This is a genomic window from Congregibacter variabilis, from assembly GCF_045689235.1.
Classification (GTDB): Bacteria; Pseudomonadota; Gammaproteobacteria; order Pseudomonadales; family Halieaceae; genus Congregibacter; species Congregibacter variabilis.
The window spans coordinates 3,184,105-3,210,486 of sequence record NZ_CP136864.1 but is presented as its reverse complement, the minus strand read 5'-3'; the positions used below and the strand labels follow the sequence as shown (position 1 = coordinate 3,210,486).

The following is a 26,382-nucleotide window of genomic DNA, read 5'->3' as shown; positions in this document are numbered from 1 at the left end:
TTTTATCCGATGCCAGACTGTTTCGTGGTCGGCAGGCGCTCCAGCGCATCCCGCAGGCCTACCTGCGGATCAAGGCCGTTGAACTTTGCGCTCTGGGTCAGGCTCATGACGTTTGCGGTGCGCTGACCACTCCGCTGCGATCCCGCGAATAGCCAGCTCTTACTCCCCAGAGCCTGATTTGATTCTCGATCCAGTTGTCGTCTATCGGAAATTCGCCATTCTCGAGATAACGCGGCACGCATCCCGGTGTTTTACGCTGTGGTAGATCGCCCTCGTGCTGTAAAGCTGCATTCTACTTTTCATCGGGAGTTTTCACACAGCCTCAGGCGGTAGCGGACGGCCACGGAACTTCCCCTAACACCTCAAAGGAGACCTTAGGCGCCGGTCAGATGAACCGGAACTATGGCAGCTATCGGCCACGTTCAGCCGCCGATATTGTCTGAGTTTTCACTCATCATTCAGACGAATATGCCGCCAAACAGGCATCAACATACGATTGAAGCCCCTGCGAAAGAATAATTCGATGATTTTCGAACCGCTCTTTCCAACTGGATTCCTCGTCACAAACAACTGCACTGTAGAGTTGCCAATCTTCGTCGGTCAGAGTGCCGCGTTGCCACTGAGAATAGGCGTTTTGGTACCGGACCCAGTTAGACCGGTCCAGATAAAACAACCTGTACCGCTCCTCCTCTGTTAATCCATCGAAATCGGTATCCGCCTTTAAAGATATCCGCATAAGCTCATCGCTGGATGCGCGCGCCAAAAGCGATCCACTTGATGCATCGGTAATCGCTTGGAATGTTGCAGCCTCGACGGCCGCGGTGTTCTGTCGGAGTTCAAGGCCAACAAACACCAAGCCTAGTAGCACCGCCAGCGCACTTCCGGCCTCCACGGACAGCTTCAATGCTCCACCTTTTTTTGTATTCATGACCCTGTTTGTTCCATGAGCTCTGCAGAAGAATGATACGAGACCAACAAATCTATGAGAACTCTACCATTTCAATTTGATATGGAGCGACTGCCGCTTCGGGTCGGAAGCTTTTACCGCGCTTGGCCCGAACCGAACGTCTCAAAATAGGCGAAAGCGGCCCCTGCCGAGGTCTCAGAACACCTCAAGGCGGTCTTTTACTCTAGGCAGAACCCGATGACTCTAACGGCTGCTTTCGAGGAGTTTTCCTGGGCGTCCGCCTAGTTCCGAAGTGTCCTTTCCATCAGTGTCACCATGACAGACACTGTGTCGCCAGCCCGAACTGTGAGGAATCACAAATGAGCCAGAAAATCCAAAACATCGCAGCTTTTGCGGAGATTATCTCAGCAGGAGCTATCGTGATTACGCTGCTGGTTCTGGTTGTAGAGGTTAAGGAGAACTCTGGACTGCTGCGAGCCACGGCCGCTGCCGAAAATAGAAACTCATTTGCCTACACCAGCGAATGGACAGCCACCTTGTCAGATAAAACGCTGGAGGCACTAATCAAAGCCCAGCAGCCTAGCACCACGCGTGGAGATCTGTCTGATGTCGAGAGGTACAGGGTTTTGATGGTCTATCGCTCATTTATTCGCCGAGCGGAAGCTTCCTACTTTATGTACCGAAATGGCCTACTAGAAGAGGACATTTGGCAGAGCGTCCGCTCGCGCATCGCCGGAACCGTTGAGACGGGGCTGCCAAAGTCTATCTGGGAGGCTGAGGTGGGGGCCGGAGATGCGTTTACGCCCGAGTTCGTTGCCGAGATTAACTCTTATTTGCCATCGAAGAGCAATTAAGCCAGACCGACATCACTGTTCGCGAGAGACACAGGCGGCGCTTCAGAACGCCAAATCTGCACCGACTGATGCAGATCAGTCTGAAAACGGCGCTTGCCTGCTCACTTTTGATGCTCCGAGAGCAGTCTTTATCGTTAGTCTGCGAAACCCCGGCTGATCGTTTTGCCGCTTGTGTTGCAGCGACCAGTTGAAACCGCAGGTGAAAGCGGGCCCTGGTTGGTGGTGGGCAGTCAGCTACCCAGGCTTAAGGAAATCGCCGGCGAGATATCAGGCGATGCACGACGCAAATTTACAGGCTTATTGGCAAAAACATGGTTTCCCGCCTCAATGTAAACCACTGGGAGAAGAAACTTTCCAGTGTGACTGAGGGCCGACGCGCCAAGCCCTTCCCGCAACCTATGCTCTGTCACTCATCATTGGTTGGTCAACCAATCTGCTTTCCCGTAATTCGATGCGTCGGTCTCAAAATTTCTTACCCTCCACCACACACGACTAGCTCGGTCACGCCTAAATCTATGTTTGCGTTGCAACGCTGAGATTCATCCTTGACCTGCCTTGGACTGATCAATCGGCCGGGTTTTTCTGGGCCGTGGATGATCCGACACTCGGCAGGAAAAAAATGTTGAATCTCAGTCCATTAATCCGCGGAGGCCGCCGGCGGCTTCCCCAGCAAGACCCCGATACGATCGCGGAGTGCTCGAGTTCTCTCGATCAAAATTGCAAAAAACCCGTCGATCGTCTGCGAGGAAAGGTCAGCATGGCTTAAGAGGTTCTGAAACTCGCGATCAGAGGAAAGCGCATCGAAATCGTAATCAAGGGATAAATTCTCGAGATTGTCGAAACCAAATTTAAAACGTGGTGCGAAGTGCTTTTGCAGTTCCACTTGGATGGCAACGATGCCCCGTTCCTTCTTGGCTAGGAACTGTCGCACGCGGAGATAGTCCGCGTCCGTGCGCGCCAGCATCTTGCGCAATTCGATATCCCTGATGATGGCAAGATTGCCTGTGGACTTCAGTTCTTCGACGGTGCCCCACTGACGCGATGGTGCGTTTACGTCACCCACGTATGCAAGTCCACGCTGGAAGTCGGGACGCTCGTCCTCTAGCAGCGTTCCGCGGCGCAACGCAGTTATGACGACCTGCTGCGCTGACAGTTGATCGCTGTTCCATTCACGGTAGTTTAGCTGTTGTCTCAGACTGTCCTGCATGTCGTCGTACAGGCGCTCTAGGTACTGTATTTCGAGCTCTCTGAAGCCGCGCTCACGGTTCCAGTTGTCTGCCTGCAGGGCAATCAACACACCGACCGCCACCAGTGCTAACTCGACCGAAACGGTTAACCAGCTCTGTTCGCGTATTGCATCGATCACTCGCCGTAGAATCATAGATTCGCACTCAGATATATGCTGTAGAGAAGATTGTCACGACTCCGTCTGTCGCCTTTTACTGAGACCAAACATCGGCGCCGTGGCGCATTTTTACTCGTGAATCACATTCGCAGAATCAGTCATTGTCTGGACGCTGTTCATTCGCCTGTGCCTGACTCGCTTCGTACTGGTTCTTTTTCTCCTGGTATTCCTCTTCAGTCAGGTTGTGCCATCCAACACAATTTCCTGTTAGAGATCTTCCACATCCGCATGCCGCCATTATTTCTTTCCTCTAGAGATGATTGAATTCAGCTGATGTAAGCCAGAGCCTGCTCGACCCGACATAAACTCTCGCCGTTACGATCGCGTCAACTCAGCGAGGCTGGAATCATATACCGAATTGACGGCTCTCGGCCTGTGTCCAGCCCCGATCGCGGGCGGCCTTGCCAATAATCATAGACATGCCAGTGGATGGATTTACCCCGTGTGAAGAGCACCTCTGAGGTCGCTTAATCGGGGCCAGGTCAAAAATGGTCTAGATCCGTGCGATGCGCGTGTCTGTGGAATGGAAAACCTTCTCTGAACTGATCGGTCTCGCGGTCGTTGTTGTCACGCTTGTATTCGTCGGGTTGAACTTCGCCAGAATACACGCGCGGTTGAATCCTTGGAGACGCAGGAAGTTCATGCAAACTCTTGATGATGCACTTCGCGAGGCGAATTTGTCGTCTACAAAAGGTCCCGCATCAGGCCGTCCATCCGGAAATATGCCGCGCACTACACAACAGAGACTTTGTAGGGCGAAGAAAACTGTCGACGACTACGCCGGGACCTATCGAATCGCGAGCCGACCTCGAAGCATGGCCGCTCACAACGAAAATACATGGCGCAAAATGGAAACAACAATAAAGTCACATGGAGGACTTGCTGACCTCAACCAATTATCGACTGCCGCTCGCGGGCACCAGCATGGTACCGCATCAGCCGCTCATCCTTATCAGTTTGTAACTTATTGCGTTCGTCGAGGATGGCTCGAGAAAGTGGCCTGACCTTCCTCCGACCTTGCTCCCATCGAATCCGCTGCCTTGGAGCAGTTCGGGAATCGTTCGGTGTTCGGTACGGCGAAAGTCGTTACGTTTCTTCAGCTTGTGGATTTGCTCCCCTCCCCCACTGTCACATCGGGTTCGGGATAGGTTCGGTTTCGGCACTTCCGGGGTTTTGGCATCGAAAAAACGGCTTAGTTTTCTTCACCTTGCTGCGGCGGATGCGACCCTCTCAGCCATGCTCATAATCGATTGGTCGTAGGTTCAAGTCCTACTGGGCCCACCATTTTTTATAAAAATCATAGCGTTATAGATTCACTGACCAATCGATTCTGGGTTGGAGGTCACACTTTGGGGGTTACACTTTTGGGCTTAACGCCGAGTCGCTGTGAACAAGCGCGTCAGATTCCCAGAAGTTTCAGTTAGGATTCCGGTTAATAGGTTTCTATCGGAAGAGAGAGTGGCGCTTTGAATCTCGCTTTCGCGCTGATCGACAAAGTAACTACCTGAAACCGCGCACTCCTGACTGATAGCGAGCGTTCCGCCCGTGATGCTCTGCATACCATCCGACCCGTCACAGGAACCCGACAAGACATCGCCGGTTTCAGAAACCTCAAGCGTGCACGCAGCAGATGCCGTCAATGTTTCTGCCACATAGGTCGTCCAGGTTCCGGCCAGATCTGTCTGCGAGCACGAGCCACGATCAAGGGCCGAATAGAAGTACCCCTGTACGTCAATAACCACATCACGATCGGAGTTGCGAGAGAGCACCGCCAAGGTGCCAGCATCGGGGCACTGGTTTCCACTGCATACGCGAGCAATCGTTGTGTTTCCGATATTGGCGACTTCGGTGAAGTTGAGAATCGAGCCGGAACCACGGGGCGGCGCATCCTGGTCGGACGGATACGCCGATAAGGCGCCATTGCCAGAAGAACTCGGTGCGCGCACGGAAATCACGTAGGCAGCTACAGCAAGCGGTTCGAGATCGCTGGACTGTCTTGGGTGTTCGCAGGAAACTTCACCACCCTGGTTCGCTAAATCCGCAGCGGAGCCGGAGATCTTGAAATTGCGAAAGGTATCCTGGCGAATAACGCCCTCGCTGGATTTGCGCGTATCTGCGACGCGACAAGGATCCACCGGAACGAAGAGCATCTCCTCGTTAGCCGCGACATTCCCCGCACTCAATAGCCAGGGAAGAAGAATTAGACTGCAGTACTTTTTACGCATCAATGATCTCCTTGACCACATCACTCTCTCATAACGTAAGCGTACAGCAGTACCTGCGGGGCGATATACAAAATCTTTTGTACACGGAGGAGGCTGTCTCTTGCCGCTAACTACTCACTCTGCTAACTTGAGAAACATCGCGTCCAAAAAGCAAACTACACGCGGGTACTCTATGCGCGACTTATTACTTTCACTAATCTGTGTTGTCAGCTTCGTGACTCTGAGCACGAATGTCGAGGCACAGTCGTCTATGTCTGTACGCTATGGAAGCATCACGGGGGTAGAGGTCACCACCAAAGAATCTGCGGTTGCGCGCAACGCGATCATTGGTGGCGTAATTGGTGCCGTAGTCGAAGACAGCTTCTCTGGAGCACTTGGCGGGGCAACAGCCGGATTCGCCATTACATCGATTCTTGAGGGTGATCGCCGCGTCTATCTTTACACACTATTGATGGACGATGATCAAACGATGTCGGTTGCCATAAAGCGCCCTGACCTCGCGATCGGCCATTGCGCAGCGCTGGAGCAGGATGGCAAGCACGCTAATTTGAGGCCGGTCTCTGCGGTGCACTGCGTAAAAGACAACACCGACGCACATGAGGATCATCGCCTTGATATTGCACAAAAGTGCAAAGCCGCTCGCCAGCGCCTTTCGACTGGAGGAACGGCACAGGAGATCGACTCGGCGCTGCACGATATGCGGGCATACTGCGACTAGCCTGAACTCAAAGGGGGCACACTATATGAAAAACACGCTCATCGCGATCGCGGCGCTAACACTGATCACAGCTTGCACGGGCAGCACAGTAACCTCCGTTGGCAAAAACGGAGGGAACGTATACGCCTTACCCATCGCGGTAGTTGATCGGATGCTGGTTGACGCTATGTCCGCGGAGATCCCCAGCGGCGAACTCGCACGGGGATCAACCAACTACCCGAGCTACAGCGGCGAAGTTATGTGGGGAGCCGTCGACACTGACACGATAACTGCGGTAGCGAAACCTGCTGTTGGACGAAAACTCGACGGGACTGAAGTCGACGGCTACGTGTTTGAGGTGTCGCGGTACGGCACAGCCCCAGCTACCGGCAGTCCAACAGCCAAGCGGATCCACTCAAAACTGCAGGCTGACGCCGAGCTCACTGGAACCGGTGCGGCGTTTGTAAGATTCAAGTAAGTACGCGCCGCCTTCTTCTCCATGTGCGCAGGCGAAACGCGCGTACTACGTTTCGCGTGCTTGCCGGCGACTACCAGCCGCTCTCACCACCCCTCATAATCGATTGGTCGTAGGTTCAAGTCCTACTGGGCCCACCATTTTTTCTATTTTTCATAGGCTTATAGCCACACTGGCCATTCGATTCCGGGCATAGGGGTCACGCGCACCGACTCTTCACTATGATCACCATCCACTGCACCAAAAAACTGCTATCGCGATTGCCCGTAGGGGTTGGGGAACAGTTACGCAGTGAGTACTCCAACTATTTCGCCGCCAATGATGCTACCCCCACCCGGTTATCAGGCTGGCATGGTCACCTTGTGACATTACAACGGCGGCAATGTGTCCTTCTCGTGCACGACACAACCCGCTTTCCTGTCTTCATCCCGGCATTGAAAAAGGATGACTTCGCCATCTTCGATCACCACTTCAGCGATAGCTTCATGAACACGCTGCTTAAAACAGGTGCGGAAGACGAGTTGATGGAGGCGGCCATTGCGCAGCTCGCGCCGCTAATGATCGAGACCACTGTCAACCGGTCGGTTCTAGGCACACTCAACCAAATGGTCCAACACATACAGTTCGCGGTCGAGGATGGCGACGTCACCATCTCTGAGATCACGGGTTACCGCATCGGCGCTTGGCTGGCTGATACCCCATGGTCCGCAAAGGGCGTCAAAGGGGCTATCTGGGCGGCTGATGAGATGGCTGATCTACTTCTAGCGGGCGATTAGCTACTGCAGGTAGAGGATCCACCCGTTCGACCTCCAGCTCTGGAAGGCCTAATATCAATCCTGCGTGGTACATCGGGGGTTCGACCGTAAATGATTCCGCAAAACCAGTTTAATGAATCCCGGTGTCCCCCGTTAACGATGAAGAGCCGGAGTCGGTGGATGAATCAATCAGTCGGCGCCAAGCCGAAGAGGCTCCTTTCCTTCCCGGGATCTGCTCAAGTAAACCTTTAGCCTTAAGCCGAAGAAAAACATTCTTCATCGTATTTTCGCTCTTGATTCCTGTTAGCTCCCGCGCGGTTCGGTTATTAATTTCTGTGTTCCTCTCGAGGTAGTCGAGGACGATCTCTTCGGGTGATGCAAGGGGCTCATGAGGAATCGAAACAACAACGGAACCTTCCCGCTCGTAAATTTCCGGTGAGCGCAGCCTGAGGGCCTCCATAGCACTGAATGCTGTATTCAAACCTTCTCCAACGTCTTGATTAGGTGGGTTCTCAAACTTGTTTATGAGGCGCACTAACGTCGGATTACGCGCACTCTGCGTGTCAAGAATATTTGCAGGAGTAACATGACCAGGCAATCTGCCAGGGCTCTCCACCTCAATTCGATTGTCGAATACACGCACCTGAACATCTGCAGCGATACTGTAATCTCTATGCAGAACTGCGTTAGTAATGATCTCGTGTAGGGTTTCAGGGGGGTACTTAATGCTCTCAAGGCCATTTTTTCCAAGCCGCTGAATATCCTCAACAACTTTCGAAGTCGCCTCGACTGCCGAGTAGATTACGTTGTACACATCCCCTTCGATTGTGTTCGGAACGCCATCCAGAAACTCCCTACCAATGTCCTCATCCCTTGTTTTATAGCGCATCAATTTGACGCTACATCGCTTTGGCAGGTAAACCGCCGGCTCGTCACAAAAAAGAAGAACCCCTGCAACTTTGCATTGTCCCGCGCGCACCAACTCCTGATTCTTCAAATAGGTTAGTGGCTCCGCATTCGGAACAACATTGAGTATAAAACTCAAGATCGAAAGACTATTTTCGATCCTTGCCAAATCAACATCTATAACCTCGTCTTCAAACGAAATAATGCCTTTGTCACTTTCTAAACGGCGGATACCTTCAGGATCGTCGATTTTCGTCTTACCGGCTCCAAGGCGTAGGAATATTTCGCCTTTCGTGGACCTTACAATTTCCTTCACTTTTTTTATTGTGATGTGCAATACACAGCCTGGAAACGCATCGCAAATCAAGAACTCGTAGAACAAGTGGTTCCCAAACGGATGAGCATTGAACAGAGACTGTATGACGTCGTTTGCGTCCTCAACGTCGGCAAAGCCATCCCATACAAACTTCTCGTGTTGATCACGCTCCGTTACACCGATATACACATCACCGCCTGATGCATTTGCGAAGGCAGAAATTGTCTCGGATAACTTAGCGGGCTTGATCCGCTTATCTTTAAAATCATGCAGGTAGCCTTCTTCCCGACCGAGAATTTTTCTGGCTTGTTCGTCACTGATCGAATAGCTTGGATACATAAGCCTTCTCTAATTTATATCAGCTGCAGATTCAAACGCAGTTAGCGCCGCACGCAAGTGTTCTGCGATTTCTGCGGCAAGGATCTCAGGCGCCGACAGGCTATCAAGATCAGTCATGGACGCGTCGCGCAGCCAAAAGACGTCGAGACTTTCCGTATCGCGCGAGGAGTCTTGCGAAGGTCAGCGCGAGGTATTTGCAGACTAGATCTCTTCCCGCTCTTTAAAGCGATCAAACTCGCTAGGCAATAGGTCAACTATCTGATCTCCTGTCATAGCAACAAAGTCGAAGGTACGTTCGAATTGCCTGAGAACACGAGTTAGTCGCCTTGGACTATTCCCTCCAGCTCCACGCTTTCGCTGACGCGATGTCTTGTCCCAGTACAAATGGTAGACCGCATCAATCATAGAAGGATTGGTAATTAGTGTCTGTGTGGCTGCGATTTGAGCCCAAAGCTCGCCGGGCGTGTTTACCGCTCCCGTCAAAAGCACGACTAACTCATCCTCCTTATCTCTGTGAGAGTCGTAGACGCGCCATATTGACGCAAGATAATGTCGGTAATAACGGCGCCAATTGTCAGGCTCTGCCACCCATATCGGCAACTCTCCCGGCTTGTACTTCCCACCAGCTTTCTTGCAAAGCCGATCAAATAGGTATGCTGAGCACCAAGTCCAAAACCCACTGTCTCTTTCTGCAGACGTTAAGTCGAGATCTTTGACTATCTCATCCAATCCCTTTGCCGTAGCCAGACTGTCGTCCAAGTTTAGTGCGTTTAATGACGAAACGTTGCCGCCTACCGCCTCCGCATACTCCCCCTCAGTCAGCAGTTGTGAAGGAAAGCCCTGAGGGTAATCCGTCTTCTGGCTGTCCAGAAACTCTATAAACCGGCCCTTTCCTCGCTCAGTCATGCGTAATATCTTCATTTCCAAGCCTCCACAGCAAAATCATCAATCACCTGTTGCCGCACCCCGATAATGCTGTTGCCTAATATCCTTACAGCGCTGTCGATCCACTCCTCATGATCCTCTGAACCCTTATCAGGCAAGCCCGCTCCAATTTGTCTCGCGAACAACAGCCACCGAGTAGAAAGCTCTTCGGGCTCGGATAAATCTTCATCCCAATCCTCAGAGAGTATTTTCGCAAGAATTTGATGCATCGCCGCGGGCAATATGAATCCGCGAAACATAAGCGAACGCACAACCTGGTCCCTGCTGCCTAATTCACGCTCGACTTGCAGCACCGCTTTTTGATCGCTGTATTCAACCCTCCAAAGCACGCCATAAGACGATAGATCCGAACTGGACACGGGAAGAATACTCAGTTGATTATCGTCTAGCTGATCATCTTTATTGTAGGGCTTGATATTCTCGGCTACGCCCAGCAGAAGCCCTTGAGCCTCATCAACGACTTTGACGCGAAAATCTAGGCCTTCCGCATCGTCGAATTCCGACAATTGGACCCCGTTACGTCTGACGCTAACGGCGGCAGCCCCCAGAGCAATGCGCATAAACCGCGTCTTTCGCTGGGGCTCGAGGAACACGCTGCTTTCAGAAGGAAAGTCGTAGTCGGCAAAACTGATTGCAACATCAACAACAGGTTTATCGCAAAAACCGCCTTGTAGACGAATCTTAATGTCTTCCCGAAGAATTTTCTTACGGCCCGTGTAGTTAAACCTCTTCATTCAACACCGCCTCGGATTCCACTTCCACGATCAGATCTCGCCGGCTATCAAACCCATGTACTATCAAGCTGAAGTCACTTGTCGAGGCTTGAAACTCCACAGTGTTTCCACCTATCACAACAGCACCCATGTTTTTTGCCTCGACAAGACCGAGAGCGTCAGCCCTTTCCAGGTCGAAGTCATTCTTGCTCCATTGCTTCATTGCTCGCGACTTTGAGGCGCCACTGAAGTCGTAGGCCACCAACACCTTGTAGCTGCGATCAGTTAGAAGGGGTGTCCTTGGACCGCGAACAACAAATCCTCCGTCTAACTTCGACAACCGAAACGTCCTAGGTCGAGCCGGCGGCGGAGGATCTATTGGTGGCGCTGGATCAGGGCCAGGCTTTATCTTTTTCCGTCGCTTCCGCGCGTCGGGTACATCATCTTCGTTTTCTGGCGCATCAAGAAAGAAAATATCAGACAGAAGAGCGCGATCCTCCTCCTCATCCCCCTGACTCATTAGGTTTAAAAATTTACCTACCGACAACCGGACAAAGTCAATCGTGGTTGGACCCCACTTATACTTACCCTTAAATTTTGTGGCGTTCTTCTCCCACTCTGTATGCGCTGGGTTCTCAGAGTCGCCCAGCAGGGTCGCGACGTCACCAGAATCAATAACAACCATAGAAGTATATCCCCGCACTTTCGGCACACGGTCCTCCGGAATGATGATCCCCTCCCGTACAAACCGAGGCTTTCTTGATGTATCAGTGATATCTTTCGAAAGGAAAATGTCGAAATGCGATGTTTTCGCCTCCAACGCAGCATTAGCGCAGACGTACAGCGGACAACGGATGCGAACAAAGGCGTCTGGCTTGGCTAGCTCTTCATGTATTTCTTTCGCAACGCCCTTCGACAGATAGTCCTTATCCCATTTGGGCATTGAGGGTGCTTCAGGCAAACTCAGCTCTACGGCAACGAAATCTTTGAGATGTAAGGCTCGATGTGCCAGAGCTATGTAGGGCGCTATCTGTTCGATGTGGCCTGCAGGTAGCAGGTCGTCGAGATTCTCCCGGATGCTTGTACCATCAATAACACGTCGTTTACCTTGCTCAATTACTTCGACCACAAGCTGGCCACTCAGAATCGGCCAAAAATACTCACCGACTACGTGCTCAGAGAGCTTCTCAGCTGTCACTTCGTCTTGAATATAGGGAAGAATCAGAGATAGCCCTGTCTGATCAGACTCACGAGCCAAATCAAAGTCATCCCGAAGCTGAGAAAAAAGCCCCAAATCCTCTATAGGCAGCGCAAAATAGTCGTCCGCACCATCCTTCTCAAAATGCCCCCACCATCCGTCAGGGGTAAAACGCTCTCCTGAGACCTGGTGAGATTTGAGAACACTTTGTCCTGCAATCAGGCAGCGACTATCTGATGCGCGTACAGTGGCCATCATAAACATGCGTATTCCACTCGTGTAGGGAAACACGTACTTGCCAATCCCATGACGGCCACGCTCCCCCTCATGCTTTCCCGACTGCCCCTCCGCGCGCATGAAAAAATAAAAGGAGTTACCATTCTCTGCCTCAAACGCTCTTTCATCCCCAACAAGTCCCTCAGTATTGAAGTCCTCGTATACAAGGTAGCGGCAGTCGTCTGCCGCCACAGGAGGCGACTGGAGTCCATTGTCACTGGCGTTAAAATGAAGCCATGCATCCTCTGGAATGTAGCGAGCAATAAGTTCGCTATCTCCTGAATGGGTTCCAATTTTGAAGCGCACCCGCACAGGGTCAACGGCCTCCGCATCAGTCTTCGCGTCCAATGAGTTTTGAATTGCCTCCCGGACAAGTGCATGAGTGTCGTCATCAATGCTGGAGTTAGTAAAAAAACTTGCCTGCATTGGATCTCTGGACTTCTGGCTACGTCGTTTTGGCTCAAAGCGCCATTCGGCTGTCATTCACATCTCCTACTGATAAATTGGGCGGTATCAGAGCTTAAATACTGCATCCTCAGGATCACCCTTCGCGTCAAACCGGGCCTTCATCTCACTCAGCGCTTTGTTGAGGGCAGAGTAGATTTTCTTCACATCGTCTTGGGAGTAGTCGTAATTGCTCCTGTTCGACAGGTTGCCGATCAACTTTATGTCCTTCAGCGCCTTACTTACCCGTGCTTCAGCAAGTTTTACAAACTTTTCACGATCACTTGTCTTACTCATATTTACCACCTGAACGGATCACATTTCCCACCGTAAAGGAGAGTACATATGAAAGTAGATATTGTCAATGTACAAAAAGATAAATAGACCTTTCCCATCGTATATTTCGCGTGTATATTCCGTACATATTTGATTTTTGGGGATTAAATTGGACAAATACGTTCCGATCGTGGATCTATTCGCGGGGCCCGGAGGGCTTAACGAAGGGTTTTCGAGGTACCAAAAGCCATGCAGTAGCGACCTGGCGTTTCAAACAACTCTTTCAGTGGAAGCCAACCCAAGGGCACACCAGACGCTGCAGCTGCGCGCAATTTACAGAAGCCTAGTAGCAAGCGGCGCGTCAACCGAAACATATTGGAGGTATGTTAAAGCTGCTGACGAAGACGCAAAGACTAGGCGGCGTGGCCCGAGTAAAAATTCATTACTGCTCCGTCAAGAGTTAGTGAGTTCGGCACCGGAGGCGGTCCTTGAAGCGCCGAAACCCCTTAAACTAAAAATGCGTGATGGGGAGCCTCATGACAACGAGGAGATCGCGTCACTTCTAGACGAGCGGCTAGACAAACAGAAGCCCTGGGTGTTGCTAGGGGGGCCGCCCTGCCAAGCATACTCCGGCATGGGTCGTTCTAGAATGAAAAATGCAGATCCGGAGAAATTCGCAAAGGACCACCGACATACGCTCTATCAAGAGTATCTGCGCGTGGTGGCTCGCTGGCGACCAGCAGTTTTTGTAATGGAAAACGTGAAGGGTGTTCTCTCTTCTGAGCACGGGAAGGAGCAAAGTACTGACGGAGCGATCGTCAACCAAATTTTAGCTGACCTAGAGAGACCCGTCACAGCACTCTCCAGAATTGATCCGGCCTACGCGAAGCTTTGTGCTGATGAGAGCTATGATCTTTATTCATTTGTTTCGCCATCAGGGCTGATCAATATCGAGCCATCAGACTTGACCATTCACGCAGAAGAGTATGGCATCCCACAGGCTCGGCACCGCGTAATAATTCTGGGTGTACGCCGCACAGAAAAATCGCGTGATTGGATTTGGAGGCCCATTGGTGACGAACGCTTCACAAACTTCGGAAAGATTGATGCGTCAAGTGCGATTTGCGATTTGCCAACATTGCATGGTGGGATAACTAGCCGCCAACCAATACCCGAGTGGAGTGGTGCAAATTCACTACCTGACTGGAAGCGCGCAGTCGAAGGCTACATACGGCCTCTGCTAGCAAACAATTCATTGCTAAACGGAAGCCTGTCTCCAGAGATTGCGCAGGTGCTGAGAAAGAACCTCGCTTTGCTGCGGAGATTTCAACCCGATGACAGAGAAAATTATCGGAAGGAATGGGGAACCCATCAGTCCCATTGGCAGCGACGGCCCGAGATCTCTGACTGGTACCGTTTTGAGGAATGCTACCTGAACGGACCATTAGATTACCCGCTGAATCACTACTGCAAAGACCACCAGGCATCGGACTTGGCTCGCTATTTTTTCGTGTCTTCCTCCGCTGGCCTTAGAGAGAATAAGAAGTTCAAACTTAGAGATTTTCCGCAAGCATTACTCCCAAAATTTGAAAAGTTAGAGAAAAATAAAGATTCGTTTACCGATTGCTTCACCGCCGTAAATCCGACTGAGCCCAGTCTCACGGTAATGTCGCACATCTCCAAAGACGGTCACTACTACATCCATTACGATCCGAAGCAGGTTAGGTCCCTCTCAGTTCGCGAGGCTGCTCGCCTGCAAACTTTCCCTGACGATTACTTCTTTGAGGGCCCCAAGACCGAGCAGTACCACCAGGTTGGAAACGCCGTGCCTCCGATGCTCGCGACGCAACTTGCAGAAGTCGTGTATGAAATTATTGCCAAGCATTTCAAGGTCTAGTTGAGGGCTATATCTCCTGACGCGCAGGAACGAAATCGACTGGGACAGGGCCTTCATGAACGCCGCATTAATCGAAGAAATCAGATCGGCAGTGACAATATGGGGCGACGCAAATTTCGTCGATTATCCGTGGCGTTCGACCGAAAACCCCTGGCTCGCATTAGTGGCAGAGGTCCTACTTCAGCGTACTAACGCAAAGCACGTTGCAGCTAGATGGGAAAAGATAGAGAAGCGCTGGCCAACCCCAGAGTCGGTTCTCGAAGCGTCCGATGAAGAGCTGGCGCAAATCGACCAACAGTTTGGCCTAAATCGCCGGGCGACTACGCTACGCGCGGTGGCGGAGCATCTCGATACCTGTGATCACTATCTGTTGGAGGAGCAGGAGCTCCTAGCTATTTACGGCATTGGTCATTACACCGCGTCCGCATATCTTTCTTTGCACATGAACCGACGAGCCGTGTTGTTTGATGCGAATGTGGCGCGATGGCTTTCGAGACTAATGGGCATACCCAAACCAAAGGACCTTCGACAGCCATGCCCCCAGCGTGAGCTGGCGGGATCTCTTACTCCAGGGCGGGGATTCCGTGCCTACAATTACGCCGTTCTAGACCTCACCATGCAGGTTTGTCGAAGCGGTCAACCAAGATGTGCGGCTTGCCCCTTGTCTTCAAAAGGATTGTGTGAATATCAGCGGACCGCGCTTTCAGCAGAGTAACTGCAGGTCATACCTATCCAGCGACGAATTCATTCAAGCTCATATTGGGCACCGCCTGCCTAAGAATCCCAGCGATCAGAGCAGCACTCAAGTCGCCCAGATGCCTGGGCACGAGAGACTTAGCTCCATTGGGCCCTATCCGAATATCATGCTATCCCCCATGCCGGAACAATCTGCATCCAAGAGACGTGAGCTTTCGAGTGAAGTCCCGGGCCTTAAGACGCGGGCGAATAGGCAGCCTGCAGATTATTGGTGAGCCGCGGTGAGTCACATACTTGGCCCGCCCTTTACCCTTGTCATTGAAGCTACGCCCCATGTAGTTTGCCACCTTCCAGATCGCAGGCTTCATCTTTTTCAGAGCCGGTAGGCTGCGCTGCAGACTGTGCTCTCCGAGCGAATTCTGGACATTTGTGAAGGCCGAACCCTTTACAAGCTTTGCTCCTAGGCGGTACGCCAGTGGGCCTCCACTCACAATTGTATGCAGCGACTTGCACATAGCATTCCGCCGGCTCTCAGCAGGCAGTCGCTCTGCAATGGTTGGAGTGGTTCAACAACCCTAGGCGTCTGAACACTATTGAGATACTCCGCGTGTCGAGTGATAAGCTGCGTCTCATCAATACTGAATCATGTTGGCCATGCTGACGTAACTCACACCACCGGGGCTCCGGCGTAACCGCGGCAATTCATGGCGACACCCCAACATCCTCGCATCCATCAAATAGAATCAAGATTACCCCCCATCGAACTTAGAATTATGAAAGTAGGAGCTGTATACATAATGAAAGCCTTCGTAATTCAAGAACCTGGGCGCGCGATCTCTGGACTACTTATCGAAACTCTCGAAAAGGCGCTCACACGTGGAGGATTAAACATTTCACTAGCAGTTAATGCCGCTCCGCCAAATCTTTTCCCCGCCCTTAGCGCTGCGTCTTCCTTAGATGAGCTTTCGGCAGTCGCGTACGAGTTGCTCGGGGCGCCAACAGATCCATTTTTCGTCATCGCGTCGGTGTCTCCACATTCCACCCTGGCTAACCTCGGACAGTCAGCTCTATCCCACGCGAAGTGGGGATTCACTCAAGGTAACATCGCAGTAGACTACTCCGACGAGTCCTCTCGGCACGTCAATCAAGTGCATGAGTGCCTGCATGCCCTCGGAGCCAGTGATTGCTATGACGCTACCAGGCCTGGGTGCCCTCCGATCGATAGCTGCACGAGAGAAGAATGCGTAATGCGCTATGGCAGCTCGTTGTGGATACCCTGTAGTAGAGCGATCGGTGATTTGCGATCTACCTGGCATAATCGGATCAGAAAGGTCATGTTTATTGACTCATTTGGAAAAGAGCACGAAGGAGAAGTACTCGGCGTCACCAAAGACTATTTCTGGCTTTTGGCGATGGACCTCAAGACTGTATTTGTAGATCATCCAAACTGTATCGAAAGAAGGAATGGCAAGGAGTACATTCAGAGCCCTGATCATGCGGTCAATGCAGACTCGTTGTTCAATTCTCAAAACCGAGTAGAGTCATACATCTTCGATCTGTACTGCGATGATCCCGAAGATATGAAACGCCACTTGGATATGCTTCGATTGCTACGCGTCCTGTAGCTGATGCAGGGGACTTCGATCACCAGTAGTGGAGTGTTTCCGCTGGAGTCTCCAATAGCGCCGAGATCAACAATCCTGATCCCGACAGCGCGGCTGCCTCCCTCACCGCGTCGGGTAGGTGGCGCTCGCAGATCTGCTTCCGTAGCACCTCCGCGTAACCCACGACTTCTTCTAGGATACGCGGATCCGCTTCTTCCTCGGCTCGCATCACCTCCGCCAGAGCCATCACCCGCTGCCTCCGCTGGTTGATATCAGCCATATCGCAGATCGCCTTCTCCAGCTCTTCGGCCAGCTTCCGGCGCTCTCGCTGCTGCCTCAATCGCTCCAGCCGCTCTGCCTCCTCCCGAGCTTGTCGTTCAGCCTCAAGACGCTTAGATCTCGCAAGTGGCTCAGCCTCCTCAAGCCAAAAGAAGATCTCTGGCAAACGGGATTCGAGGGTCCTGCTCGTTGTATCGCGCCAGCGCTTCTCAATGCGTTCACGCTCCCACCGGTTACCCACGGTATCCGACAGCGATATCGAGAGGCGCCCCGACGGAAAGTAGTCCCAAGACCGATACGCCTTTCGATTCGGCGAATACCAGGAGTAGTCTGCGCGCCGCGCCTGCTCCTTCAACTCAGCTTTTGTAGGCTCATGAGGCTTCTTGTCTGCGGTCTCCCTGATGCGCACCAGAAAACGCTCCTCACCAACCTGCCAATACAGCTTTTCATCTTTGAGAAACAGGCGGTGCGACTGCGAATCAGCGACGGTATTCAATGCGTAGAGTATCCGGCTCAATCGGTCGAGGCTTTGCTTTGAAACAAGAAACTCCGGACTATAGCTACCGCCAGCTTCTTGGAATCCGTGACTGTTGGTGTCTGCCTGCTTCAACAGAGTTGCAACGGCTCGTACGATAGCGGGCCTGCTCTTTGGTAACTCGTCTGGCACTGCGCAGGCGGCCTGCAGTTCTGCATTGGCCTCAGCTAACTTCCGGAGGTCATAGCCGGTATCCGTTCGATATTTTTCTGCTCGGGGCGCCAGCGGTACGTCCGCGTCTGCAGGGAATTGCTTGATCGGTAGCTTGGGGTGTTGAACCTTCTTACCATGCGCCAGCTTTGCCCAGTAACCCAGGGGGGGCGTGGGTATATCGGCTTTGACGCAATGCTTACGTATGCCCTGGTCAGACATTCCGAAGTCTTTTGCGATATGGGTGATTGGCTTAGACCAGACGAGATCGTAGAGTTCTTGGCGAGTCATATGGGCTCTCCTTATTCTCTGCTGCAGCGTTTTCTATTTAAGGGGGAAAAAGCGATCAATCGGGCTGGCCAGGAAAATGATAGAGGGTGGTCAACAGCCTTATAACGGCCGGTACATCTCCAACCCACACTCAACACACTTCCACGCTGGATCATCGATGCAGCTGACACACCCTCCCAGGACCGTGCTCCCCCGCTCCAAGCGTTTATCGAGCGTCTCACTGGGATTCAGCATCCCGTAAAGAATAGTCGCGACCGGCGTGTGATTGCATTGGGGACAGCGCTTGGGTTTTCGAGAGTACTCATACCGTTCACTGCTACTCACGTATAACCTCCCCCTCACCGGTGACAAACCTTGAGACATGAACGGTATCATGGTGCGTAGAAAGCATGCCAAACGACTGCATAACTCAATTCTGCACGTGCATTTTTCTGGGGGTCCCGCCCTACTAATCAAAGTTTTCTGCGCCCACCGATAACCACGCAATAAATAGCCCTGTCGCATCGCGCCCCATCAGACGCCGCCCCATGATCTCCAATGCTACGTAAGCAAAGAAAGGCTTCACCGCAAATGCGTCCAGCTACATCCCGCGCATAGTTTTGCCGCCAGGCGCGACCCATATCCCATTGAAATGACCGGCATAACTCACCCGTGCCGCAATCAATAATTCAAGCCCGCGACGCTAGGCCGAAAAACCGAGGAAACCGATGTATCTAAACTAGAAGGCAGCCGCCTTCTGCATCCCATCAGATACATGGAGGCCACTATGGCTACAACATCTCGCACGACCGACAAAAACCCCAAGAACCCCGATACCCCATCCATCACCCCGCTTCGCAAGGCCACCTGCAAATCCCTGGAGGGTCGCGGCAAGCTGGGTTACGAACTCGGCACCGATGACTCCGGCTCCCTCCACTGGCGCATCAGTCGCAATAGCGGCGGCGGCTTCTTCAGCGATGAGTGGGTCCCCTTTGCGGCAATCCGTTCTGCACTAGAGGACTGGCCTGTCGAAAAGCCTATGACTAGCTTCGTGCTGCGATCACTGTTTCAGGGTAAATCTGCAAACAACGCCAGCTTCCTACTCGCAACGCTGTTGGCCGAGGGAGTAGTAGTACTGATCGAGGGCAAGCGGCGGCAGTACACCCTCGGAGACATAGCGGGCTTCCTGGCTACTGTCGCCACTGCAGCGCATAGCGGTCCTGGCAAGGCCTCTGCTAAGCCCAAAGCGAAAGCGCGCAGCCGTATGGCAAAAGCGCCCAAGGCCGCACGGCAGCCGAAGTAGCTACTCACTAACCGTCCGATCGACGAGAGCTCTGTAGTCGGATGATCAACCCGTCAGCGTCTGCGTAACTCGCTGACACGCAACGGCTTTTTTAGCCTTCCATTCCTCCGGTCAACCCCGACCGACCCTATACCGACCTTGTTGGCGCAATGCCTTCCGGAGCAACTCTGCTCACCATCGCTGCACCCATCGAACCATCCATCAAAAAAGGAGAACTCATGCTCTCACTACTGCTGTCTGGCGCAGTGGTCCTCGGCTTTCTGTCGGGATCCCTGTGGTTTTTCTCGGCTGCTCTAACGGCCTTGTTGGCGTCGATGTATCCCATCTTCGCTCTCCTGATCGCCCTAGGCGGTCTGACTTACCTCGCTTATCAATACTACGAAAGGAAATAACTATGACTTATGAAAACTGCATCATTGAAGCGCTTGCGATCGTTTCGGCATGGGACATCCCTCTAGAGGACTTTGCCGACGTTGTTATTGACCACGCAAAGCTCATCGCGGGCGAAAGCCTCGATCCCATGACTGATCCAACCGACCTCATGACGGATTACCCTCTGCACTTCTGAACACCTCGCCCGTCCTGGGCACCTGCAACACCCATTCATCACTAAGTAAAAGGAGACACTATGACGATCCGCTCATTGGCGGAGGTCGGTGCTCGCCTGGAGGAAGCCGTTGCGCATCTTCCGGGGGACCCCGATTCACCGCAAGACCTGTATGACCGCTACGAAATGGTGGCGATTGCGATGCTGGATAGTGAGCACGCTGATTGGCCGGAAGGGATGCTCCAGAAGTATCTAATGCTGTGGCTGCAGCTTCGGCGGATGGAACTGGGGCTCAAGCTATTTGCCGACGATGAACCGAGACTCCCATAGCGGGGTTTCGGGGTTTTTGGGGTTTATTTCGGCTGCATTAACGCTGGAAAGGCTGGGGCCGTCTACTTTTGTCGACGCTTATATCGAAAAAACTGGAGGCTCAAACTCTGGCCCGGCGACCGCTATACTTGCTTGCATGCTAACAAAAGCGACAAATATTGAAGAACTCAAACCGTATATGCCCACGGGTGCTTACCTCGAGGACTTCGAAGTTGTTGAGTGCGCTCTTCTGTACTACCGCGAATTCACTGATTGTTTTTTGCTCAGTAGCTCGCGGGAGCCTGGAAGCGGTTTCAATTATCTGTATCTGCAACTCGAGGAAGGCGCCGGTTTATCTGATGCGCAGAAAGAGCCCTTATGGGAACTAGACAAGCTCGTAAACGAACTGGACCGTGCAGTTAGTGATGCCATCCACAATTCCAGGAAAGCCGATAGCTCATCACTTCTACACGCTAAGAAAGTCACCTCAGCAGGCAATGAGCGTTTTTTGATCAATGCAACGTCCGCACATCGGTGGATCAACCAACAATACGGTGAGGAGCGCGCCGCGCATTTCGCAGAGCTGCTGGGCTTAGAGCCTTCGTTAGAAAATCCGGATTCACAAGGAACTATCAAAGATGAGCGAGAGGAAATCACCCAGGCATATCCGATAAAGCCGTCGATCCCTACATCATGGGAGGGCATCACGCTAAGCATTTACCAAGGAAACAGAATGAATGTTTCCAAGGACCGAAAGTACCTCTTTCAGGTGGATTTCACTGCATCCAAACTGATCCACCAAACGACAAAAGCAATCACGCAACCCGGAGCGCTGCTGCTTTCCCTCGCGGACGCAGACGCTATCCCAGCGCTTAGATCTGGCACGAAGGCTGCCGACAATCTTGCTTCTGCGGTATCGAAAATCGGTCGCAGCTTGAAAGATCTCACGGGTATCAAAGGCGATCCATTTCTGCCTTTTGACAAGGATATCGGCTACCAACCACGTTTCAATCTCGTGGACCGACGCTCCGCCAGTGACGAACGCGCAGAGACTCGCGCGATGCACGTACAACTCTCGGAAGAAACTGACAAGATTTCAGACGACCTACCCCTCCATACCCAAGACCCAGCAGATCTCGCTGACATGATGCGGTCAAACGGCGACGACCGGCACGATCACTGAGACACCACCGCTACAGGTGGTTCCAGAAATGACGACCTAGCGCTCCACCGTCTCAGCAATCACACGATTGCCAGCAACCCTGCACGCAAATTTTTTTTTGATTTTTTTTGTCAGCCTAACCTACTGATATAACGACGCTTTCCGACTCAACCAACGCTCCAATGCCTCGTGCAACTTGCTAGCAACGCCTACCAACCATGGGCCATCCAGGCTCGTGGTTCGCTCCAGCCGATGGAGTATGGGTAGGAACTTGTATGACTAACAAAACAAAGACAGATCAGGCGGGCCATCAGCTCCGTATTGCACGCAGTGCCGGTGGTGTAACTAATAAACAGCTCACGAACGTCGAGCTCACCTTGGGGCAGCTCATTGAGCAGTTCTCAGAACCGCCACCCGTGGGCGAAAAAGATGGCTCTTATTTTGTTCGTGGCCCCCTTCGCGAAGGTTGCTCCACCCGAGCTGACGCCAACATCCAACACGCGGAGCTACTCGTCCTAGATGGCGACCGCAGCTTCGATCCTGCTACGGGTGAAGTATTTGAGGGGGCACCGGATCCAACGGCTGTGCACGATGCACTGCGCCAAGAGGGGATCAACCATCTTCTGTACCCAACGCACTCGCATTGCCAGGTAGGGAAAGGCAATAGGTATCGCGTGTTGATTGCGACGTCGCCGATGGGCCAAAAGCAAATAACTATAGCTGCGCAACAGATTTGCGACCGCTTGGCCGACAGAGGCGTTCCCCTCGTTAACGTGAAAGAAAACAACTCGATGTCGCAGCCCTGGTACGAACCTCGGCGCGCGTCGGAAGACCAAGAGTACCTGTGCCTATCTTTTACGGAAGGGCCGATTTATGAAGCGCCGGAGGTTCCAGCTGACGAGCCTTTTGCGGACGAGACCTTTCGTAAGCTGCCGACGCAGCCGCACTCTGCAACCCCACGCGATCCTGATTCAATCGCGAGCCAGTTCACCGATGCGCACGACGGTGCACGAGAACTGCTGGAACTGCTGCAATCAAAAAGATATGCACTGCGCGGCATCAGTGAGATAAACGGTGCGCCGAGCTATCGCTTGATGTGCCCTGAATCCACCAGTGGCAGTGCCGGTGCGGTGGTATTCCGCTGCGACGACGGCGTCTACCGCGTGTATTCGCACCATGGGTCAGATCCCCTGAATGCAGACGGTAATCCGCCATACGCTCACGACTATTTCAGCGTGTATTGCATCCTGGAGCATGATAGGGACTTCGCTGCGGCCTCAGCATCTGCGCGTCGCGAACTCGACACCCGCCCGGTAATTAGGATCGCTGGCGGGCTCCTTCACTCCAATGTTAATCAGGTCGTGGCGGAACTGGGCAGGCAGGACCCACCGGTGGGCTTTCAACGCGGGTGTAACCTCGTGCGTATAGCACACTCCGAAGTAGAAACAACACAGGACGACATCGAGATTCCCGCAGGAACAGCGAGCATCGTGCCTTACAAAGCAACGACTATGGCGTTAGAGCTTAGTAGTTTTATCGCTTGGGAGCGGTTTCATAAGAAAAGCGGTTGGATCCCTGCAAACCCTTGCAGATCAGTAGTCACGACGCTGCTCGACGCATACGGGAGATGGCAAGGCATACCGCAACTCAGGGGCATCTGCGAAGCGCCGATAATGCGGGAAGATGGAACATTGATCTGCGGACCCGCCTACGATGCCGAGACCCAGCTCTATGTCGAGGGTCAGGTGACGGGCATCACCCTACCGGACAAAGTGACGTTGAAGGACGCTAAGGCTGCCGCGGAAAAAGTGCTTGCGGCGTTCTCGGAATTTCCCTTTGAGGATACCGAGCTAGATCGGAGTGTGCTGCTGGCATATATGCTGACGCTTTTACTACGTTCTTCATTACCCACGGCGCCAATGTTTGGGGTCAGTGCCACTGCTCCCGGCACGGGAAAAGGGCTTCTACTGGAAGTGGCCAACCTGATAGTGCGGGGTGTCGATGCGGCGCTTATGCCGCCAGTCAGCGGTAAAGAAAGCGAGGAGGAGATGCGCAAACGCATCACCGCGTTTGTATTGCAGGGGCTCACGAGTCTCAATCTGGACAACTATTCTCGACCCATAGGAGGCGATAGCCTCAACGTGCTTTTGACGACCACTGAGTGGACAGATCGGGTGCTAGGAACCAGTAACACGATCAAGTTGCCGGTCTGCTGCACGCTGGCTGCTACTGGCAACAACCTCACGGTGCGCGGTGACATGGTGCGCCGCAGCCTACTCATTAGCTTGGATGCTGGTGTCGAGCACCCCGAGCGACGTCAGTTCAAGGAACGCAACCTCCCACAGTGGGTACTGGAACACCGCCCAGAGCTACTCACTGCGCTGCTCACGATACTCAAGGGCTACCAGCGGGCAGGCTGCACAGAGTTCGACGGGGATGTGCTCGGCCGCTTCGAAGGGTGGAGTCGGCGGGTCTGTCATCCAATTCGGTGGCTAGGGTTCCCGGATCCTGTCAATTCGCAGCAGCGCCTAAGAGCCGCTGACCCAGAAAAAGAGAACCTGATAGGGCTATTGCAAGCCTGGTATACGGCCCTCGGTAATGAGTGGAAACAGCCCAGCGAGTTGATTACTGCGGCTCTCTCCAAAACCGGCTTCGGACCTCAGCATGACGGCGACGCTGAGGATGGCTTAGAAGAGGCCCTCCGCACCATCGCTAACGACAGTGGCAAAATCGATCCCCGCCGACTTGGCTGGTATTTGACGCGCAATGCAGGGCGAATCGCAGCAGGTCTTCGTTTGGAGCGGGCGGATCGGGGCAGTTTGGAGGGTAAACATGCCCACCGCTATCGCGTGGTGAAAACCGGTGCCAGCCCAGCCTCGGACACGCCTATCTCACCTGACCTTCCGAGCGCAGACGCTGACCTCGGCGATGACGAGGATTTGTACTGAGTTAGACGACGGGGTTTCGGGGTATCCGGGGTTCTTGTCGGTCCGTAAATCAGCTGCATGAGAATAGCGGGCACTTCCATCGTGTGGTGTCCGCTGCACTCCCTGCCGGCCGGCCGGCCGATACAAACCCCAACAACCCCAAAACCCCACACGCATTGATCGAACTTTCTTTCCACCACGGCATAGAGGAAGACTACCCATGCCCAAACTACGCTTAACCCAACAACACCTCGACCGACCACCGCCTTGCCCTCCCGGTAAGCGGCGCATCGAATATTGCGACACCCTTGTCTCTGGTCTCTATTTGGAGGTTCGAGACACTAACGCTTATCAAGGCACGCTGTATCTGCGCCACAGGAACGCAGCCGGCAAGACAGCGCACACAAAGATCGGCACTTCTCAGGATCTCAGCCTTGGAGTAGCGCGAAAAAAGGCTAAGCAGCTGAAGGCCGAGATCGCCAATGGTAAAGACCCCCAGGCCGAGGCTCGGCAGCGCAAGGCTGTACCAACTTGGAATCAGTTCTTTGAAGACAGCTACCTGCCGCATGCCAAGCAGGTAAAACGGACCTGGAAGAACGACGCCGACATGCAACGGCTCAGGCTGTCAGATCGCTTCGGTGCAACGCCGGTCAATGCCATCACCCGACAGTCAGTGCAGCAGTTCCACAACGAGCTGCGAGAAGAAGGCATGGCTCCCGCCACGGCAGATCACCATTTGAAGCTGATTCGCCACGCCCTGAACATGGCCGTAGACTGGGGCCTGCTTACCAACAACCCAACGGCGAAGGTGAAGCAGTTCAATGCCGACAATCAGGTGGAACGTTATCTATCAGAGGAAGAGCTGCAAAGGCTCCTGAAAGTGCTAAAAGCGCATAAGAACCGACCGGTCTGCTGCGCGATTTTGTGGCTGCTGGCTACGGGTGCACGGGTTGGTGAAGCACTGTCGGCTGAATGGACGGACATAGACCGGTCCCGCCGGACCTGGGTGATCCAGGCAAAGAACAGCAAGTCGAAGAAGCGGCGATCAGTCGTCCTCAATGACGTCGCGCTGTCAGTTCTTGATGAGCTGGAGGCCAGAACACGACACAAGCCGCAGGGACGCCTTTTCGTCGGCAAGCGCGGTCCGCTGGGGACCATCAATAAGGTCTGGTACGGCATCCGGGACAAGGCAGCCCTCGGCGACTTTCGTTTGCATGACTTGAGGCATTCCTATGCGAGTATGCTCGTAAACGCTGGACACTCCCTCTACGAGGTTCAGCAGGCCTTGGGCCACTCGGATCCGAAGGTGACAATGCGCTATGCCCACCTCTCCAAGGACAGCCTGCAACAGGCGGCAAATAGTGCATCAGACGCCATCAGTGCGGCGATGGCGAAATAATCTTCGATATGGCCCCGCAATGGGGCCTTTACTTCCCCCCCCATGGGTCCCCTTTGACCTATATCTCCTGCTACACCGTCCGCAACAAATTTTTTACATCGCGCGCGAGGAAAAAAACAGCCTAACCCTTCCTGCCGGAGACTGTCTTCACCTCCAAGAGAGATTGCAGCTCGCTAAATGCTGACAGGCTATTCACCGCTCTGACAAAATGGGTATGCGCTTGGGACGCGTCCCCCCTCTTCGAGGGACTCCATTCCCTCAAGGATGTTATCCCTAACCGTATTTGCCCAAATAGCATACCGGCCAATGACTGATTGCCCTTCCACATACTGATTTACCGCTGCCCGCTCAAAGCGAGGCCAGAGGGGATCACAACCCGCGTCCAAATACGCACGGGAAACCTTCACGTCGTCCACGTCGTGAATATCTAACAGTGCGGCTTGGAAATCCTGTTGATTCAAGACCGACCGGTCAGAGTCCGTCATACACATCTCCTAGTTCCCATCGTGATCTGGTTTCAAGCATTGTAAAAGCAGGTGTTGGAACGCAGACTACCTTGAATTGAATCCCGTC

24 protein-coding genes and 1 pseudogene are annotated in these 26,382 nt (G+C 53.1%); 14 read left to right on the top strand and 11 right to left on the bottom strand.

Annotated features, from left to right (window positions below):
* Positions 1-2: 2 nt before the first annotated feature.
* Positions 3-232, bottom strand: a pseudogene (locus R0135_RS14285) (IS66 family transposase); the annotation flags it as partial.
* A 222-nt stretch (positions 233-454) separates the two neighbouring features.
* Positions 455-928: a hypothetical protein gene (locus R0135_RS14280; RefSeq protein WP_407347594.1), complete on the bottom strand. Its 474-nt coding sequence runs from the start codon at positions 926-928 to the stop codon at positions 455-457.
* Positions 929-1,266: 338 nt separating this feature from the next.
* Here R0135_RS14280 and R0135_RS14275 point away from each other — a divergent pair, with 338 nt between their 5' ends.
* The gene (locus tag R0135_RS14275) at positions 1,267-1,761 is read left to right on the top strand and encodes a hypothetical protein (protein ID WP_407347593.1); all 495 of its coding nucleotides are present in this window, start codon (positions 1,267-1,269) and stop codon (positions 1,759-1,761) included.
* Between the two features lie 637 nt (positions 1,762-2,398).
* Here R0135_RS14275 and R0135_RS14270 read toward each other — a convergent pair.
* Together R0135_RS14270 and R0135_RS14265 are read right to left on the bottom strand one after the other, a co-directional pair.
* A complete protein-coding gene (locus R0135_RS14270; protein ID WP_407347592.1) occupies positions 2,399-3,142 on the bottom strand; it encodes a hypothetical protein in 744 nt (247 codons plus the stop codon).
* A gap of 1,394 nt (positions 3,143-4,536) precedes the next feature.
* Complete coding sequence (locus R0135_RS14265; protein ID WP_407347591.1) at positions 4,537-5,391, bottom strand: hypothetical protein; 855 nt, start codon at positions 5,389-5,391, stop codon at positions 4,537-4,539.
* 172 nt (positions 5,392-5,563) lie between these two features.
* On the opposite strand from R0135_RS14265, the gene R0135_RS14260 reads away from it, so the two are divergent.
* The 3 genes from R0135_RS14260 (at position 5,564) to R0135_RS14250 (ending at position 7,339) form a co-directional block, all read left to right on the top strand.
* On the top strand, positions 5,564-6,109 hold the full coding sequence (locus R0135_RS14260) for a hypothetical protein (RefSeq protein ID WP_407347590.1): 546 nt from the start codon (positions 5,564-5,566) through the stop codon (positions 6,107-6,109).
* Between the two features lie 25 nt (positions 6,110-6,134).
* Positions 6,135-6,566, top strand: a complete 432-nt coding sequence (locus R0135_RS14255; RefSeq protein WP_407347589.1) for a hypothetical protein — start codon at positions 6,135-6,137, stop codon at positions 6,564-6,566.
* Between the two features lie 218 nt (positions 6,567-6,784).
* Positions 6,785-7,339 carry a DUF6933 domain-containing protein gene (locus tag R0135_RS14250; RefSeq protein ID WP_407347588.1) on the top strand — a complete coding sequence of 185 codons (555 nt, stop codon included), beginning with the start codon at positions 6,785-6,787 and terminating at the stop codon, positions 7,337-7,339.
* A gap of 109 nt (positions 7,340-7,448) precedes the next feature.
* Here R0135_RS14250 and R0135_RS14245 read toward each other — a convergent pair whose 3' ends face one another.
* From R0135_RS14245 to R0135_RS14225, 5 genes are all read right to left on the bottom strand, one after another.
* Entirely contained in the window at positions 7,449-8,879 is a 1,431-nt protein-coding gene (locus R0135_RS14245; protein ID WP_407347587.1) for an ATP-binding protein, read from the bottom strand.
* Between the two features lie 201 nt (positions 8,880-9,080).
* Complete coding sequence (locus R0135_RS14240; RefSeq protein ID WP_407347586.1) at positions 9,081-9,800, bottom strand: hypothetical protein; 720 nt, start codon at positions 9,798-9,800, stop codon at positions 9,081-9,083.
* A complete protein-coding gene (locus tag R0135_RS14235) occupies positions 9,797-10,558 on the bottom strand; it encodes a hypothetical protein (RefSeq protein ID WP_407347585.1) in 762 nt (253 codons plus the stop codon). Before R0135_RS14235 ends, R0135_RS14240 begins: the two co-directional genes overlap by 4 nt.
* Positions 10,545-12,494: a hypothetical protein gene (locus R0135_RS14230; RefSeq protein ID WP_407347584.1), complete on the bottom strand. Its 1,950-nt coding sequence runs from the start codon at positions 12,492-12,494 to the stop codon at positions 10,545-10,547. Before R0135_RS14230 ends, R0135_RS14235 begins: the two co-directional genes overlap by 14 nt.
* A gap of 30 nt (positions 12,495-12,524) precedes the next feature.
* Entirely contained in the window at positions 12,525-12,752 is a 228-nt protein-coding gene (locus tag R0135_RS14225) for a hypothetical protein (RefSeq protein WP_407347583.1), read from the bottom strand.
* Positions 12,753-13,248: 496 nt separating this feature from the next.
* Here R0135_RS14225 and R0135_RS14220 point away from each other — a divergent pair, with 496 nt between their 5' ends.
* From R0135_RS14220 to R0135_RS14210, 3 genes are all read left to right on the top strand, one after another.
* Complete coding sequence (locus R0135_RS14220) at positions 13,249-14,628, top strand: DNA cytosine methyltransferase (RefSeq protein ID WP_407349926.1); 1,380 nt, start codon at positions 13,249-13,251, stop codon at positions 14,626-14,628.
* A gap of 55 nt (positions 14,629-14,683) precedes the next feature.
* Complete coding sequence (locus R0135_RS14215) at positions 14,684-15,343, top strand: endonuclease III domain-containing protein (protein ID WP_407347582.1); 660 nt, start codon at positions 14,684-14,686, stop codon at positions 15,341-15,343.
* Between the two features lie 1,315 nt (positions 15,344-16,658).
* Positions 16,659-16,949 (top strand): hypothetical protein, encoded by a 291-nt coding sequence (locus tag R0135_RS14210; protein WP_407347581.1) that lies wholly within the window; start codon positions 16,659-16,661, stop codon positions 16,947-16,949.
* 19 nt (positions 16,950-16,968) lie between these two features.
* Here the strand turns inward: R0135_RS14210 and R0135_RS14205 are convergent, their stop codons facing one another.
* Positions 16,969-18,183, bottom strand: coding sequence for a hypothetical protein (locus tag R0135_RS14205; RefSeq protein ID WP_407347580.1), 1,215 nt, complete (start codon positions 18,181-18,183; stop codon positions 16,969-16,971).
* 766 nt (positions 18,184-18,949) lie between these two features.
* On the opposite strand from R0135_RS14205, the gene R0135_RS14200 reads away from it, so the two are divergent.
* The 7 genes from R0135_RS14200 (at position 18,950) to R0135_RS14170 (ending at position 25,809) form a co-directional block, all read left to right on the top strand.
* Positions 18,950-19,465 carry a hypothetical protein gene (locus R0135_RS14200; RefSeq protein ID WP_407347579.1) on the top strand — a complete coding sequence of 172 codons (516 nt, stop codon included), beginning with the start codon at positions 18,950-18,952 and terminating at the stop codon, positions 19,463-19,465.
* A gap of 149 nt (positions 19,466-19,614) precedes the next feature.
* Complete coding sequence (locus R0135_RS14195; protein WP_407347578.1) at positions 19,615-19,857, top strand: hypothetical protein; 243 nt, start codon at positions 19,615-19,617, stop codon at positions 19,855-19,857.
* Between the two features lie 2 nt (positions 19,858-19,859).
* Complete coding sequence (locus tag R0135_RS14190; RefSeq protein WP_407347577.1) at positions 19,860-20,033, top strand: hypothetical protein; 174 nt, start codon at positions 19,860-19,862, stop codon at positions 20,031-20,033.
* 60 nt (positions 20,034-20,093) lie between these two features.
* Positions 20,094-20,342, top strand: a complete 249-nt coding sequence (locus tag R0135_RS14185; RefSeq protein ID WP_407347576.1) for a hypothetical protein — start codon at positions 20,094-20,096, stop codon at positions 20,340-20,342.
* The gene (locus tag R0135_RS14180) at positions 20,323-21,504 is read left to right on the top strand and encodes a hypothetical protein (protein WP_407347575.1); all 1,182 of its coding nucleotides are present in this window, start codon (positions 20,323-20,325) and stop codon (positions 21,502-21,504) included. Before R0135_RS14185 ends, R0135_RS14180 begins: the two co-directional genes overlap by 20 nt.
* Positions 21,505-21,758: 254 nt before the next feature.
* Complete coding sequence (locus R0135_RS14175; protein WP_407347574.1) at positions 21,759-24,431, top strand: hypothetical protein; 2,673 nt, start codon at positions 21,759-21,761, stop codon at positions 24,429-24,431.
* A gap of 199 nt (positions 24,432-24,630) precedes the next feature.
* Complete coding sequence (locus R0135_RS14170) at positions 24,631-25,809, top strand: tyrosine-type recombinase/integrase (RefSeq protein WP_407347573.1); 1,179 nt, start codon at positions 24,631-24,633, stop codon at positions 25,807-25,809.
* Between the two features lie 188 nt (positions 25,810-25,997).
* Here the strand turns inward: R0135_RS14170 and R0135_RS14165 are convergent, their stop codons facing one another.
* A complete protein-coding gene (locus R0135_RS14165; RefSeq protein WP_407347572.1) occupies positions 25,998-26,294 on the bottom strand; it encodes a hypothetical protein in 297 nt (98 codons plus the stop codon).
* Between the last annotated feature and the right edge of the window lie 88 nt (positions 26,295-26,382).